Source organism: Bradyrhizobium sp. HKCCYLR20261, assembly GCF_051168435.1.
Taxonomy (GTDB): Bacteria; Pseudomonadota; Alphaproteobacteria; order Rhizobiales; family Xanthobacteraceae; genus Bradyrhizobium.
The window spans coordinates 180,508-195,474 of sequence record NZ_JBNPUZ010000012.1; the positions used below are offsets into that span (position 1 = coordinate 180,508).

Consider the following 14,967-nt stretch of genomic DNA (forward strand, 5'->3'; position numbering starts at 1 on the left):
CAGTCTCGATCTCAAGCGAATTTCTGAAACAGCGATCCCCAGCCGCTGACGCCGCCGACATCGACCCCTGCCAGTTTCAGCGACTTCCATACCACGGTGGCGATGGTGTCGAGAATGGGAATGCCGGTCTCGAGCTCCAGCCGCGCGGCCAGCGGGGCGGCGCGCATGTTGGTGCAGACCACCGCGATCGCATCCGGCTTCTCGCGCGCGACCTCGCGGATCATGGTCTCGATCTCGGTAGGCGTCACCTCGGCGAAGGAGAAATTATCCTGCAAATTGAGGTGGCGGTCGCCGCGGCAGGCGATGCTGAGCCTGGCGTAATTGGCGATGATGCGCGCCTGCACGTCGTCGCGATAGGGGGTAACGAGGCCGAGCGAGGTGGCCTTCATCGCGGCCAGGATCTCGTTAAGCGCCAGCATCGAGGTGGTCGCGGGGATGCCGGTGGCCGCGGTGATCTGCTCGCAAAGGCGAACATCGGCCTCGAAGCCGAGCCAGCCGGAGGAGGTGCCGTTCCAGCCGATGACATCGACCTTGGCATGGGCGAGCAGCTCGGCGGCGCGCAGGATGTTGCTGGTGTCGAACTGCGCCAGCGCGTCGGTGGACAGCGCGATCTCGGTGACCTTGAATCGGGAGAAGTGCGCGGAGACGTTGGGCAGCTCCGCCACCATCGCCGAGGTGATCGGCTCCAGCGCCGTGTTGGACGACGGCGTCAGCATGCCGAGAAGGGTACGTTTGGTCATGGGTGAGCGGCTTTCTCATGCGAGTGCGATCGGAAATGTGCGCCCCGATGGCAGTGTGCTCCCTCTCCCCGTTCTTCACGGGGCCGCGACGAGCTTCGCTCGCGCTGAGAGGATTGGGGTGAGGGGCCACCCCACCCACCGACCGTGCGGAGAGCCCCCCTCACCCGGATCGCATCTTGCGATGCGATCCGACCTCTCCCCGCACACGGGGAGAGGTACAGACCGAGCTCGCCGGATGAGTTGTACACCAAACTGAAGTTGTTCATGCACTCGCCCTCTGCTCCGCCCGCTCCCCACGCAGCAGCGCCAAAATATGCCGCTTCAACTCATTGAACTGCGGTGACGTGATATCCCGCGGCCGCGGCAGGTCGATCGGGATGATCTCGACGATCCGTCCCGGACGCGCACTCATCACCGCCACATGCGTGCCCAGGGTCAGTGCCTCGTCGATGCCATGCGTCACGAACACGATCGTGCCCTGGTGCTGCTGCCAAATGCGCACCAGCTCGGTCTGCATGTCCATGCGGGTCTGCTCGTCGAGCGCGCCGAACGGCTCGTCCATCAGGATGACCTGCGGATTCATCAGCAGCGCCCGCGCAATGCCGACGCGCTGGTTCATGCCGCCGGACAGCTCGGACGGATAGTGGTTCTCGAAGCCGGTGAGTCCGACCATGTCGATATAGACCTGCGCGCGGGCACGGCGCTCGGCCTTCTGGCCGCCGGCGAGCAGCAGGTGGAAGGCGACGTTTTCCCACACCGGCAGCCACGGCATCAGATTGGCGTGCTGGAACACGACGCCGCGATCGGCGCCGGGCGCGGTGACGGGCCGGCCGTCGACGCTGACCGTTCCCGCGCTCGGCTGCTCGAAACCGGCGATCATGTTGAGCAAGGTGGACTTGCCGCAGCCGGACGGGCCGAGCAGGCAGACGAACTCGTTGCGCGCGATGGACAGGTTGATATCGCCAAGCGCGGTGACGTCGGCGTTGCGCTTCTTATCGGTGAAAATCTTGGAGACGCCGGAGATGTCGATGGTCGCCATTGTCATTCTCCGCCGCGAAGCGTCGTATTGCGCTGCCAATGCAGCACGCGCGCCATCACCATGCGGATGGCGAGGTCGCTGCAGAAACCGAGCAGGCCGATGCTCGCCATTGCCGCCAGCACCAGATCGTAGCGCAGGAAGTAGTAGCTGTCCCACAGCACGTAGCCGAGGCCGCTCTTCACCGCCACCATCTCGGCGGTGACGGTGAGCATCCAGGCCGAGCCGATGCCGATGCGCAGGCCGGCGAAGATGCTCGGCATCGCCGCGGGCACGACGATGTAGCGCAGCAACTTGCGCTCGCTGCCGCCGACCATGGCGCCGGCGCGGATGAGGTTGCGGTCGCAGGTCTTCACGCCATGGATGGTGTTGAGCAGGATCGGGAAGAACGCGCCGAGGAACACCAGGAAGATCGCCGGCTTGTTGGCGATGCCGAACCAGATGATAGCGAGCGGGATCCACGACACCGGCGGGATCGGGCGCAGCATCTGCAAGGTCGGCTCGATCACGATCTCGATCTTGCGCGACCAGCCGATGGCGACGCCGAGCGCCACGCCAAGGATGGTGGCGATGGCGAAGCCCGCCGCGACGCGCGACAGGCTCGCCAGCATGTCGGCGAGCCAATGGCCGCTATAGGTCTGGGTGTTGCCGTCGGTGCCGACCAGCCAGTCGGCCCACGCCCATACGACCGTCGACGGCGCGGGGAGCAGGGCGGCCGGCAACGCGCCGGAGCGCGAGAAGGCCTCCCAGCCGGCGAGCACCAGCACGGGGACGATGGCGCGGTCGAGCTTGCGCAAATGCGCGAGTGCAGAGGTCATTGGAGGATCATGGGGTTTTGATAAATCATCTGCTCGACCGTTGGCGTGTCGGAGTTGGATCCAGGCTCTTCGCGGCAAGAGCGGTGCGCCCCCTCGCCCCGCTTGCGGGGAGAGGGTTGGGGTGAGGGGGACTCTCCGCGAGCACGGTGCGTGGAGAGTCCCCCTCACCCGGATTGCATCTTTCGATGCAATCCGACCTCTCCCCGCACGCGGGGAGAGGTGACATCCCGCCGCGGCGCAATTAGCGCTTCATCAATACCCGAGCTCGGTCTTCGGCTTGCCCGTCGCCGCTTCCAGGAAGCGGTAGTCGAGGTTCTTCTCGACGGCGGCCGTGACGTCCGAATTGATGTACTTCAGGTCGCGCATCATCGTGGCGATGGCGAGCGCGGAGGAGCGGTACATCTTCGGATCGGGATCGAGGTTCTCGACCGCGCCGGTCGCGATGGCCTTGTCCAAGCCGGTGATCTTCGAGATCACCTCGATCAGCGCCGGCTTGTCGGCGGCGATGTGGGCGTCGACCTTCACCACCGCGCGCACCACGCCCTCCAGCGCCTTCGGGTTCGAGGCGATGACGTCGGAGCGCGTGAGGATCAGGTTGGTCAACTTGCCGGCGGCCTGATCGTAGGGAAAGCCGAAGAATTTTGCCGCCTTGGCCTGCATGATCTGGGTGGCGAACGGCTCGACGGTGCAGATCAGTTCGACCTCGCCGCGGCGCAGCGCCTGCAGATGGTCGGACGGATTGGGGATGTTGACGAACTGCACGTCCTTGTTGATGTCGATGCCCTGCTTGGCGAAGGCGCCGCGCATGTGGATGTCCTGCGCATTGCCGCGCGAGGCGGCGACGCGGAACGGCTTGCCGTCGGCCTTGTACTTCGCGATCAGCGCCTTCAGCGCGCCCCAGTCGCCTTGCGGAAGCTCGATGTCGTTGGCGAGCAGCATCGCCGAGCCGCCATTGACCTGGCCGGAGATGGCGACGACGTCAAAACCTTTGTCGAGCGCGATGGCGTAATGCAAATAGGTCACCTGCGCGACGTCGATGTTCTTCGACACCAGCGCGGTCAGCGCATCGGTGCCGGTGTTGAAGCCGACCGCATCGATCGATACGCCCTCGGCGAATTGCGGCGTCAGCGACATCGGTGTGCAGTGCGCGCATTTGGCGTAGCCGAGTTTGATCTTGGGCATGTCGTCAGCGAAGCTGACGGCCGGCAGCGCCAGCGCGAGCAAGGCAAGAATGGGCAGCACGAAACGGTTCACGGTCATCTCCACGGCAGGCGATCGGCAGGCTCTTGCTGCCCTTGGACATGCCTTTCAGCAAACCCCATGCCAATTGGATGCGATATGCAATCTTGATTTTTTATCGTTATTTCAATAGCTTTTACTACATCAATTATGCCTGATTTGCCTGATCCGCGGGCGCTTCGCCCGAAATTCAGGCACTCACAGGGGAGCCACCGCAGCAGCCATGACCACCCCGGCATCCCGGCCCAGGCTGAAAACGCGCTTCAAGCCCGCGCGCCTGAAGCTCTCCTCCGACCAGCCGACGCGGCCGCTGGCGCGGCTGTCGCTGCACGACCAGCTCGTCGCCAAGGTGCGCGAGATGATCATCGACGGCGAGCTCGCGGCCGGCGCAGCCTTGCCCGAGCGCATGCTGTGCGAGACCTTCGGCGTGTCGCGCACGCCGCTACGCGAGGCGTTCAAGATCCTCGCCGCCGAGGGGCTGATCGAGCTGCGCCCGCACCGCACGCCGGTGGTGACGCCGATCGATGCGCGCGAGATCGCGGAGATCTTCGACGTGATGGTCGCGCTCGACGCCGCCGCCGGCCTGGCCGCTTCCATCAGGGCCACGGTCGATGACATTGCGAAGCTCGACGCGATGCATGCGGAGCTGGTGGCGCTGCACGGCGCGTCCGAGCGCGCCGCCTATTTCCGCCTCAACCAGCAGATTCACCTGGAGATCACCAGGCTCGCCGGCAACGCCGTGCTGCTCAACATGTGGAGCACCTTGCACGCCAGCGTCTTCCGGGCCCGCGCGGTCGCCAATTACGATGCCAGCCGCTGGGACGAGTCGCTGCGGGAGCACGAGGCCTTCATGGCGCTGCTGCGCGCCCGCGACGCCCAGGGGTTCGCGCGGGCGCTCAGCGCCCATACCCGCAAGACCGGCGATTCCGTGCTGCAGATGCTGGCGCAGGCCAAGCCCGAGACCGGCGGATAGACTTTCTTCACGTCGAACCGGTCAGGCTGGCGGCGCGACAGAAGAGAGCTTCCCGCGTCGGGCCTGATCATGATCCTGCAATCCCTCGCCGGCCTGCCGGCCTTCCTTGTCTATTTCTGCACCGCGCTGGTCGCGGTGACGGCGTACCTGTTCATCTACACCCACGTGACGCCCTACAACGAGTTCCAGCTGATCCGGGACAATCACCCGTCGGCGGCGATCGCGCTCGGCCTCAGCCTGCTCGGCTTCACGCTGCCGCTGGTCAGCGCCATCGCCCATTCGGCCAACGTGCTGGACTGCCTGATCTGGGCGCTGGTCGCGCTGATCGTGCAGGTGATCGTCTATTATCTTGTCCGCATCCCCGTGCCGGACCTCGCCAACCGCATCGTCGCCGGTGAATTGGCCTCGGCAATCTGGCTTGGACTCGCCTCGCTCTCCGCCGGCGCGCTCAACGCCGCCTCGATGATCTACTGACCATGGCCGGGAAACACATCGACTTCGGCAAGCGCAGGCCGCGGCCCCCGCCGCCGCCGACGCCGCCGGTGAAGCGCTCCGGCCAGGTCGCGCTGCTGCTGATGGGCACGCTCGCCGTCGGCGGCACCGCCTACGCGCTGATGCCGCACCAGCAGAGCTGTCCGCAGCCGGGCGCGGAGACGCCGACGATGGCCGGCCAGCCGCAGCCGAGCGAGTGCAGCACGCGCCGTTCGAGCAGCAGCGGTGGCGGCGGCAGCGGCTCCGGGCGGTGGGGATTTTCGAGCGGCACGTCGGACTCACACAGCTCGAGCAGTTCGAGCAGTCCGAGCCATGTCGCGGACGCTTCCTCCGCCCATGTCTCGCGTGGCGGCTTCGGCGGCTTTGGACATGGCTTCGGCTTCGGAGGCGGCGGCTGATTTCCGTCGCGCCCGCGCCGTGAAAACACCGCGTTTGCGATGTCTCCTGGATTCGGATCTTTGACACAGACCAACAATCATAAAAAACGCGCCTGCCGACTGATCGGAATGGCTCCGATGCAACGTCGGCACCCGATGGTGCCGGCGGCCAGATATGCTGCGCGCAGTGTCCACTGGCGCAGCGCGCTTCATGACGTCCGAAGGTAGGCCAGATGCAGCGCATCCCCTGCCCCGAGCGGGACGACTGGCGCGAGACGGCGGCGCGATGCGGGTTCGACTTCTACGAACTCGACGGCGAGCGCTATTGGGATGAGCGCGCCTACTATGCGTTCACGATCGCCGAGATCGAGCTCGGCATCGAGGAGCCGACCGCCGAGATCGAGCAGATGTGCCTCGACCTGGTCGGCCGCGTCGTCACGGACGAGGCGCTGCTGCGCCGGCTGCAGATTCCCGAGGCGGTCTGGCCGCTGCTGGCGGAGAGCTGGCGGCGCCGCGACGGCAGCCTGTACGGCCGGCTCGACCTGAGCTTCCAGGGATTCCGCGATGGCGGTCGCGCCCCGGCGAAGCTGCTCGAATACAATGCGGATACGCCGACCTCGATCTTCGAGGCCGCGGTGTTCCAATGGACCTGGCTGGAGCAGGCGATCGAGCGCCGGATCCTGCCGGGGCGCGCCGATCAGTACAACTCCATCCACGAGCGGCTGATCGAGCGCTGGCGCGTGCTGGGGAAGGGACGCCGCGTGCATCTGGCGGGACTAACGGCCGAAGCCGAAGATGCCGCCACGCTGGCCTATCTCGCCGACACCGCCGCGCAAGCCGGCCTGTCGACAACCGTGTTTGACATCGCCGACATCGGCTGGCGCGACACCGGTGGCGGCTTCGTCGATCTCGCCAACGCGGACATCGCGCTCGCTTTCAAGCTCTATCCCTGGGAATGGATGTTCCGCGACACGTTCGGCGCCAAGCTCGAGAGCGCCGCCACGCAATGGCTCGAGCCGCCATGGAAGGCGATCCTGTCGAACAAGGGCATCCTGCCGCTGCTGTGGCAGATGAACGAAGGCCATCCGAACCTGCTGCCGGCCTATTTCGAGGACGATCCGAGAGCGGCCAGCCTCGGCCCGAGCTTCGTGCGCAAGCCGATCTATTCGCGCGAGGGCGCCAATGTCAGCCTGGTGGCGGACGGCATCGCGCTGTCGGCGCAGGACGGCCCCTACGGCGCGGAGGGCTTCATCCGCCAGGCCCTGGCGCCGCTGCCGGATTTCGGCGGCGTCTTTCCGGTGATCGGCAGCTGGCTGGTCGATCACCAGCCGTGCGGGCTGTCGATCCGCGAGGACGAAAGCCCGATCACCGGCAACCGCTCGCGCTTTATGCCGCATGCGATCGTGTAGGTTATTAACGCCGCTGCGCGAAAACGCCTCGACAGGCCGGTCGAGATGATTAGATAGAGCCAGGACGGGAATTGCCAGCGCACGTAAGGCGTGCATCGTCGGGATGAGGCATGACGGCTGAGGACACCGCTCTCGAAGGCTTGCGCATCCTGGTCGCCGAGGACGAGGGCCTGATCGCGCTCGAGCTCGAAACGGTGCTGCAGGGCTTCGGCTGCGAGGTCGTGGGCCCAGTCTCGCGCGTCGGCGACGTATTGCGCGAAGCCGAGCGCGGCGGCCTCGACGGCGCGCTGCTCGACGTCAATTTGCGCGGCGAGCAGATCTTCGCGGTGCTGCCGCAACTGATCGCGCGCGAGCTGAAGATCGTCATCACCTCCGGCTATGACGACGCGACGCTGTTCCCGCCGGAATTCCGCGCCCTGCCGCGGCTCGCCAAGCCGTTCGACGAACGCGCGCTGCGGGCGATGTGCACCACGACCTTTCTGTCGCGGTGATCAGTCCGGCTGCACGGCCGACGCCGGCACATGCTCGGGCGTCGTCTCGGCGCTGAGCGCAAAGGCCAGGACGCAACGGATGCCCTGAGGCTCGAAGTTCAGCTCCGCCTCGCCGTCGAGATCGAAGCGCACGACACGATCGATCAGCGTGGTGCCGAAGCCGCGCGCGCCGCCGCCCTCGATCGACGGGCCGCCGCGCTCCAGCCAGACGAGTTCGAGACGGCGGTCGCCGTCGCACAGGCGCCAGGAGATCGCGACGCGGCCGAGCGGCGCCGATAACGCGCCGTATTTGGAGGCATTGGTCGCGAGCTCGTGCAGCACCATCGAGAGCGGCAGCACCAGCCGCGCTTCCAGCAGAACCGGCGGGCCGTCGCCGGCGATACGCCCCTCGCCGACGCCATAGGGCGCGAGCACGGTCGTCAGCAGTTCGTTGAGGCCGATGCCGATCCAGCGCGTCTGGGTCAGGATGTCGTGGGCGATCGACACCGCCTGGATGCGGCCGGAGAACGCCTTGTTGAAGGCCGGCAGCGACGGCGAGGTCCGCAGGGTCTGGCCGGCCACCGACTGCACGATCGCCAGGATGTTCTTCACCCGGTGGTTCAGCTCGGCCACCAGCATGGTCTGCTGCTCTTCGGCGCGCTTGCGCTCGGTGATGTCGGTCAGGGTGACGATCGAGCCGACAGCCTCCTTGGCGTCGTTGACCAGCGGCCCGCCCGACAGCAGGAATGACCGTCCCGCAACGCGGTCGTTGCGCAACACCACCTCGACGCCGTGAAACGGCCTGGTCGCCAGGGCCTGGTCGAGACTTTCGCGCGAGAAGCGCGTCAGCGTGCCCTCCTGATTGGCGCTCTGCGCGTCGAGCGGAAACGCCTCCGAGAACAATTGCCCGACCGGCGCGCGCTCGGCCAGCTGTTCGGCCACCCAACTCGCATGCGTGATCCGGCCATCGAGCGCCAAGACCACGATCGCGTCGGTTGCCTGCTCCAGGATCGACCGCGCGAAGCGCTCGGCCGTGGCAACCTCCTCGGCGCGACGCTGCATCGACATGTCGGTGAGCGTGACCAGGGTCGCGACCACGCCGCCCATCGCCATCTGCCGCATCCACACCGACACCGGCAGATGACCGCCGTCGGCGCGGCAGAGCTGCGCGTCGGTCGAGGCATCGTCGGTGCGCTGCTGCGGCACCGATCCGGCAAACAGGGTGTCGAAGCGGCGCCCAACGAGCTCGTTCGCGCCGAGGCCGGTCAGCGCGCACAGCCGCGAATTGACGTAGACGATGACGCCGTCTTCATCGAGCGTCAGCGCGCCGTCGCTCATGCGCTCGACCAGCACGTGATAGGGCGCATCGGCGCCCTGCAGCATGATGACCTGGGGTCCCGACGGGCCCTGCACCACCACGGCATCGACACTGCCGCGATGAATGGCTTCGACCGTCTCCTCGGCTTCGTTGCGAGGCCGTTCCGCCTGCATCGCGTCTGTTGATGCCACGCATCCTCCGTTCAGCTCGGTGCGATATCCAGACCAACCAGCACCTTCTCCGCATTGGAGAGATCGCCGATGATTCGCTTGAGGGGTTCGGGTAGTTGCCTGATCAGCGTCGGGATCGCGACGATCTGATCACGCTGGGCGAGGGCCGGATCCTTCATGAGGTCGATGACCTCGATGGTGTAGCGGCCTGGCAGATGCGTCTCGCAGAGCTTCTTGAGGTTCGCGAGCGCCGCGACTGATTTCGGCGTTTGGCCGGCGACGTAGAGCCGGAGATTGTAGCCATCCTGTTCCATTGCAGCGGCCGTCACTTGCTCGGGCCCGCGGCAGCGGAGGGTCTCGACGAACGGCTCTGCACGAGCGCGATGCGATCGGCGGAACGCTGATCCTCGACGGCACTGCCTTCCAGCTTCAGACGCTCCATCTCCCCCTCCTCGCTCGCAAGCTGAGCCTTCAGCGTCTCGATCTGCACCGTGATCTCGCGGCGGCGCCGCTCGAGGTCGCGCGCGCGCCGCTCCATCTCCTGACTGCGCAGCATCTGATCGGCACGATCCCTGGCCTCCTGGGCAAGCCGGGCCGAACCGGTGAGAACGCCGTCCGGACCGACATAGACCTCGCGAAGGAAAATGCCATCGGCGCGCATGACGAATTCGCGTACCTGGTTCGAATGGGCCATGCCGCGCGACTTCAACAGATAGAGCTGGCGGTTGTGCTCGCCATTGCTCTCGCGGTTGTAGAGCAGCAGCCAGGTGTCGGTGAGCGAGGAGATCTGCATCTCCGTCGTCGCCGTATCGGCCGATCCCGCGCCGAGATTGGTGAACAGCGCAGTGACGCCGCGGGACTTCAGGAAGTCGATCAGGCGCAAGGTCATCGAATGCACGTCGCCCGCGATGCCGGCCCCCATCAGCGCGGAGATCGGATCGACCACGACCGCGGCGGGATCGAACTCCTTGACCTCGCGATGCATCGACGCGAGATGCGTCTCTAGACCGTACAGATTGGGCCGTCGCGCGGAGAACCGCAGCAGGCCGCGATCGACCCATTGCTGCAGGTCGAGGCCGACCGACTTCATGTTGCGGACGATCTGCTGCGGCGATTCCTCCATCGCGAAGTAGATGCAGCGCTGTCCCGCACGGCAGATCGAATCGGCGAAATGCGCCGAGACCGTCGACTTGCCCGCGCCGGCCATGCCGGACACCAGAATGCTCGATCCCTTGTAGTAGCCCTGGCCTTCCAACATGTCGTCGAGATCGGGAATGCCCGTCGACACCCGCTCGGTGAATGCGTCATGCGCGAGGCCCGACGAGGTGATCGGCATCACGGTGATGCCTTCCTGGTCGATGATGAAGGGATATTCGTTGGTGCCGTGCGCCGTGCCGCGATACTTCACGACACGCAGCCGCCGCGTCGAGAGCTGGTCATGCACGCGGTTGTCGAGCAGGATCACGCAATCGGCGACATATTCCTCGAGGCCGTAGCGGGTCAGCGTGCCGTCGCCGCGCTCGCCGGTGATGATCGCGGTGACGCCCTTGCTCTTCAGCCACTCGAACAGCCGACGCAGCTCCGAGCGCAGCACCGCCTGGTTGTCGAGGCCACCGAACAGGGTCTCGATCGTATCGATGACGACGCGCTTGGCGCCGATGGAATCGATGGCGAAGCCGATACGGATGAACAGGCCATCCAGATCGTAGTCACCGGCCTCCTCGATCTCGTTGCGATCGAGATGGATGTGGTCGACGACGATCTTCTTCTGCTCGATCAGGCGCTCGATGTCATAGCGCAGCGAGCCGACATTCTTGATCAGGTCCTCGGGCTGCTCCTCGAACGCGATGAAGACGCCGGGCTCGTTGAAGTCGACCGCGCCGTTGTAGAGAAACGTCATGGCAAACAAGGTCTTGCCGCAGCCGGCGGCGCCGCACAGCAGCGTTGGCCGCCCCTGCGGCAAGCCGCCGAAGGTGACCTCGTCGAGTCCATCGATCCCGGTCGGAGATTTCGCAATGACAGGGAGGTCCCGCGTCACAATCCGAGGACGCATACTCGTTTTCATCAATTTTCCCCCGCCGTCGAGCGAACACGCTCAGGCCACACCAAGGCGTGAATCGACGCCTGGGAAGGAAAAAGGTTCCATCCTCGGAAAAAGATTTTGCACTGCGTACTGATCCAGCCATTCCCGGCCGGCGTTTGCGCCGGACGTTCAATGGCTTGCCGCCCGACCTGCGGTCAGCGCGCCGCGACCACCTTGAGGCCGGGCAGCAGCGCGGCGCCGCCGCGCGGGCTGCGGACCGGATTGATCTGGTACAGGCCTCGCCGGTCCTGGTTGGGCCGGAAGGCGTCGGTGATGCCGACAACCGATTCAGCGGCGCCCAGCAGCAGCGTGCCGTCCGGCTCCATCAGCTTGGCCATGCGTTCGAAGATCGTCGCCTTGGTGTCCTGATCGAAATAGATCAGCACGTTGCGGCAGAAGATCACGTCGAACTTGCCGAGATGCGAGAAGTCCTGCAGCAGATTGAGCTGGCGGTGCTGCACCATGCCGCGAATGTCGGCGCTGAGCTGCCACATCTCGCCGAGCTGGGTGAAGTACTTCACCAGGAGCTGGATCGGCAGTCCGCGCTGCACCTCGAACTGGCTGTAGAGACCCGCCTTGGATTTCTCCAGTACCTCCTGCGACAGGTCGGTGGCGACGATCTCGATGCGCCAGCCGGCCAGCGCCGGGCCGAATTCCCGCAGGCACATCGCGATCGAATACGGCTCCTGCCCGGTCGAGCAGGCGGCGGACCAGATGCGCAGGGTCCGGCGGCTGGCGCGCGATTTGATCAGCTCCGGCAGGATGCCCTCGCGCAGATGATCGAACGGAATCTTGTCGCGGAAGAAGAACGTCTCGTTGGTGGTCATCGCCTCGACCACCTGCGTCGTGAGCTGCTCACCGCCGCTCTTCATCTTCTGCACCAGCTCCGGAATGCCCGGGAGATTGGCGCGGCGCGCGAGCGGCAGCAGCCGGCTCTCGACCAGATATTGCTTGTCGGCAGAGAGGTCGAGACCGGACCGCTCCTTGAGGAGCTTACGCAAGAACTCATAGTCCAGGGGTGTCACGAACGGTCTCCAGCAAACAGACGCACCACTTTCGACGCGATCTGGTTCAAGGGAAGAATCGCCGCGCAGATGCCGGCATTGGCGGCGGCGCCCGGCATGCCCCAGACCACGCTGGTCGCTTCGTCCTGCGCGATCACGCTGCCTCCGGCGGCGACGACGTCCTTGCCGCCGCGCATGCCGTCCGAGCCCATGCCGGTCAGGATCACGGCCAGGGTCGATCCCTGCCAGACCTCGACGGCCGACGTGAACAGCGGATCGACCGCCGGCTTGCAGAAGTTGATGGGGGGCCCGTTGTCGAGCGCGATCGCGACATCGGCCCCATGGCGCGTCACCCGCATGTGGCGTCCGCCCGGCGCAAGATAGATCGTCCCGGCCTTCACGATCTCGCCATCGACCGCCTCATGGGCAGGACGGCGGCTCGAACGCGCCAGATGCTCGGCCAGAATCGTCGTGAAGGTCGGCGGCATGTGCTGCGTAATCAGCACCGGGAAGCGGTCGATGACCGGGCCGAGCTCGGTGACCACCGACATCAACGCCTGCGGACCGCCGGTCGAGGAACCGATCAGAAGCACCTTCGGCATCTGCGTGCTGAAGGGACGGCGCGCCAGAGCGGCCGCGGGCGCGGCGGGTGCCGGCATCGGCGCCGCGGCGGGACGCGGCACCACGGCGGGCCGCAATCCCTGCACCTGCGGCGCGGGCGACGGCGCATAGGCGACGGGCGCAGCCGCGCGGCGCGCCTTGGCGCCGAGATTGCGGATCTTCTGGATCAGATCGTAGTGGAAATTGTCGGCGGCCGAGGCCTCGCGCGTGCTCTCCGGCTTCGGAATGTAGTCGGCCGCGCCGAGCGACAGCGCCTTGAAGCTGATCTCCGCGTTGCGGCGGGTCAGCGTCGAGGCCATGATGACGGCGAGGTTCTTCTTCTTGGCAAGCAGCTTCGGCAGCGCGGCGATACCGTCGAGTTCGGGCATCTCGATGTCGAGCACGGCGACATCGGGATTGACCCGATCGATCTGATTGACGGCCTCCAGGCCGGTGCGCAACGAGGCGGCCACGACCATGTCGGGCTCAGAGCTGATCCACCGCGAGATCATGCCGCGGATGACGACGGAGTCGTCCACGACCATCACCCGGAGAGGCTCCTGTCTGGTCGAACTTGGGATCGAAGAACTGGCCAACGCGACGCTCATAGTTCACCAACAGGACAGAGGCAAAGGGCGACGGCAACCCCGGATGACCACGGGCCGTCGCTCGCAGCGGAAGTCAGATCAGCCCGACTTCCTGGAATTTTGCAGTCACGATGTCCTTGTCGAAGGGCTTCATGATGTACTCGTTGGCCCCCGCGTGAAGCGCGCGCGCGATGTGGGCGACGTCGTTCTCGGTCGTGCAGAACACCACCTTCGGCGCGTCGCCGCCGGGCATGCGACGGAGGTTTCCGAGGAACTCGTAGCCGTCCATCACCGGCATGTTCCAGTCGAGCAGAACCGCGTCGGGGAGCCCGCGCTTGCAGATCTCAAGCGCCTGCTCGCCGTCCTCGGCTTCGACGATCTGGAAATCCAGACCTTCGAGAATGCGGCGCGCCACCTTCCGGATGACGCTCGAATCGTCAACTACCAGACAAGTTCTCATTTCAGCCTCACCAGCTCAGGGTCCAAAACAGCGACGCCCGCTGCGTCGCTGAACTCATTTCGCGGTCTTCAGGCCGCCATCTTGTCGGCTGCGAGTTCGAGCACGCGATCGACATCGAGGATGACCATCAGTTGGCCATCGAGGCGATGCACGCCGCCGGCGAGCTTCGCCATGCGCGGGTCGAGGTTGACGGGATTTTCCTCCCGGCTCTCCTCGGGCAACCGCAGCACCTCGCCGATCTGATCGATCAGCAGGCCGTAGGACTCGCCGCGCAGATCGACGCCGACCGCCATCGGCGGCTTGCCGTCATCGGCCTTGGCGAGGCCGAGCCGCGCCCGCATGTCGATCACGGTGACGATGCGGCCGCGCAGGTTCAGTACGCCGGCGATCTCCGCCGACGACAGCGGCACCCGCGTCACCCGCTCGGGCATGAACACGTCCTGCACCCGCGAGATCGGCAGGCCGAACAGCTGGCCGCCGATCACGGCCGTGACGTATTCGGCGACTGCGCCGTCGGTGGTCTCGATCTTGTTGCTGCTCATCGCACGCTACTCCTGCCCTGCCCCATTACGCCGCACGCTTGGCGGCTTCGGCGCGGGCCTTTTCCTCGATCTGTTCTTTCAGCGCCGCAATCAGACCCGGACGGTCGAACTTGGCGATGTAGTCGTAGAGACCGGCCTGGCGGCCGCGCTCGATCGCCGCCGGCGACACCAGCGAGGACACCGCGATCACCGGCAGATGATGCAGGTTCTGGTCGGCGCGGATGGTCTCGGCGAACTCGAAACCGTTCATCTCCGGCATCTCGATGTCGGTGACGACGATGTCGAAGGTGTGCCCCGAACGCAGCGTGGCGAGACCTTCGATCGCGGACGAAGCCGTACGTACCTTGTAGCCCGCGGACTTCAACACCGGCGCCAGCATGTTGCGGAAGAACGGGCTGTCGTCGACCAGCAGCACCGACTGGGTCTGCGCTTCCGTGGCCATCTCCTTGCGGATGAACCAGTCGGCGAAGGCCATCGGCAGGAAGTGGCCGACGTCGATCACCTCGGTGGCCTGGCCCTTGATCACGGCCGAGCCGAGAATGCCGTCTTTGGCGCCGGAGACCTGGATGTGAAGCCGCTCCTCGACGATGTCGATGATCTCGTCGACCACGAGGCCCATCGCACGGGTCTCGTCGGCGAACACCAGGAT

At 65.9% G+C, this 14,967-nt stretch carries 17 protein-coding genes; 5 read left to right on the plus strand and 12 right to left on the minus strand.

Features of this window, described 5'->3' with window-relative positions:
• Positions 1-11 precede the first annotated feature (11 nt).
• From ACQR1L_RS25010 to ACQR1L_RS25025, 4 genes are all read right to left on the minus strand, one after another.
• The gene (locus tag ACQR1L_RS25010; protein WP_434860571.1) at positions 12-740 is read right to left on the minus strand and encodes a maleate cis-trans isomerase family protein; all 729 of its coding nucleotides are present in this window, start codon (positions 738-740) and stop codon (positions 12-14) included.
• Positions 741-1,002: 262 nt separating this feature from the next.
• Positions 1,003-1,779 (minus strand): ABC transporter ATP-binding protein, encoded by a 777-nt coding sequence (locus ACQR1L_RS25015; RefSeq protein WP_434860572.1) that lies wholly within the window; start codon positions 1,777-1,779, stop codon positions 1,003-1,005.
• Positions 1,780-1,781: 2 nt separating this feature from the next.
• Complete coding sequence (locus ACQR1L_RS25020) at positions 1,782-2,594, minus strand: ABC transporter permease (RefSeq protein ID WP_434860573.1); 813 nt, start codon at positions 2,592-2,594, stop codon at positions 1,782-1,784.
• 252 nt (positions 2,595-2,846) lie between these two features.
• Positions 2,847-3,854, minus strand: coding sequence for an ABC transporter substrate-binding protein (locus tag ACQR1L_RS25025; RefSeq protein ID WP_434860592.1), 1,008 nt, complete (start codon positions 3,852-3,854; stop codon positions 2,847-2,849).
• A 202-nt stretch (positions 3,855-4,056) separates the two neighbouring features.
• On the opposite strand from ACQR1L_RS25025, the gene ACQR1L_RS25030 reads away from it, so the two are divergent.
• The 5 genes from ACQR1L_RS25030 (at position 4,057) to ACQR1L_RS25050 (ending at position 7,575) form a co-directional block, all read left to right on the plus strand.
• Positions 4,057-4,806, plus strand: a complete 750-nt coding sequence (locus ACQR1L_RS25030) for a GntR family transcriptional regulator (protein WP_434860574.1) — start codon at positions 4,057-4,059, stop codon at positions 4,804-4,806.
• Between the two features lie 69 nt (positions 4,807-4,875).
• Positions 4,876-5,280: a DUF350 domain-containing protein gene (locus ACQR1L_RS25035; RefSeq protein WP_434860575.1), complete on the plus strand. Its 405-nt coding sequence runs from the start codon at positions 4,876-4,878 to the stop codon at positions 5,278-5,280.
• A 2-nt stretch (positions 5,281-5,282) separates the two neighbouring features.
• Positions 5,283-5,696 carry a hypothetical protein gene (locus ACQR1L_RS25040; protein ID WP_434860576.1) on the plus strand — a complete coding sequence of 138 codons (414 nt, stop codon included), beginning with the start codon at positions 5,283-5,285 and terminating at the stop codon, positions 5,694-5,696.
• A gap of 212 nt (positions 5,697-5,908) precedes the next feature.
• A complete protein-coding gene (locus ACQR1L_RS25045; RefSeq protein ID WP_434860577.1) occupies positions 5,909-7,084 on the plus strand; it encodes a glutathionylspermidine synthase family protein in 1,176 nt (391 codons plus the stop codon).
• A 110-nt stretch (positions 7,085-7,194) separates the two neighbouring features.
• On the plus strand, positions 7,195-7,575 hold the full coding sequence (locus ACQR1L_RS25050; RefSeq protein ID WP_434860578.1) for a response regulator: 381 nt from the start codon (positions 7,195-7,197) through the stop codon (positions 7,573-7,575).
• On the opposite strand, the gene ACQR1L_RS25055 is transcribed toward ACQR1L_RS25050, so the two are convergent.
• The 8 genes from ACQR1L_RS25055 to ACQR1L_RS25090 all read right to left on the minus strand — a co-directional run.
• Positions 7,576-9,063, minus strand: coding sequence for an HWE histidine kinase domain-containing protein (locus ACQR1L_RS25055; protein WP_434860579.1), 1,488 nt, complete (start codon positions 9,061-9,063; stop codon positions 7,576-7,578).
• Between the two features lie 11 nt (positions 9,064-9,074).
• Positions 9,075-9,371: a circadian clock KaiB family protein gene (locus ACQR1L_RS25060; RefSeq protein WP_009028388.1), complete on the minus strand. Its 297-nt coding sequence runs from the start codon at positions 9,369-9,371 to the stop codon at positions 9,075-9,077.
• Positions 9,368-11,107, minus strand: a complete 1,740-nt coding sequence (gene kaiC / locus ACQR1L_RS25065) for a circadian clock protein KaiC (protein ID WP_434860580.1) — start codon at positions 11,105-11,107, stop codon at positions 9,368-9,370. Before kaiC ends, ACQR1L_RS25060 begins: the two co-directional genes overlap by 4 nt.
• 173 nt (positions 11,108-11,280) lie before the next feature.
• A complete protein-coding gene (locus tag ACQR1L_RS25070) occupies positions 11,281-12,150 on the minus strand; it encodes a CheR family methyltransferase (RefSeq protein ID WP_434860581.1) in 870 nt (289 codons plus the stop codon).
• Entirely contained in the window at positions 12,147-13,337 is a 1,191-nt protein-coding gene (locus tag ACQR1L_RS25075; protein WP_434860582.1) for a protein-glutamate methylesterase/protein-glutamine glutaminase, read from the minus strand. The genes ACQR1L_RS25070 and ACQR1L_RS25075 overlap by 4 nt, the downstream gene beginning before the upstream one ends.
• A 73-nt stretch (positions 13,338-13,410) precedes the next feature.
• Positions 13,411-13,776 (minus strand): response regulator, encoded by a 366-nt coding sequence (locus ACQR1L_RS25080; protein WP_006613312.1) that lies wholly within the window; start codon positions 13,774-13,776, stop codon positions 13,411-13,413.
• Between the two features lie 68 nt (positions 13,777-13,844).
• The gene (locus ACQR1L_RS25085; RefSeq protein ID WP_434860583.1) at positions 13,845-14,318 is read right to left on the minus strand and encodes a chemotaxis protein CheW; all 474 of its coding nucleotides are present in this window, start codon (positions 14,316-14,318) and stop codon (positions 13,845-13,847) included.
• 25 nt (positions 14,319-14,343) lie between these two features.
• A partial coding sequence (locus ACQR1L_RS25090) for a response regulator (protein WP_434860584.1) occupies positions 14,344-14,967 on the minus strand: 624 nt, incomplete at its 5' end.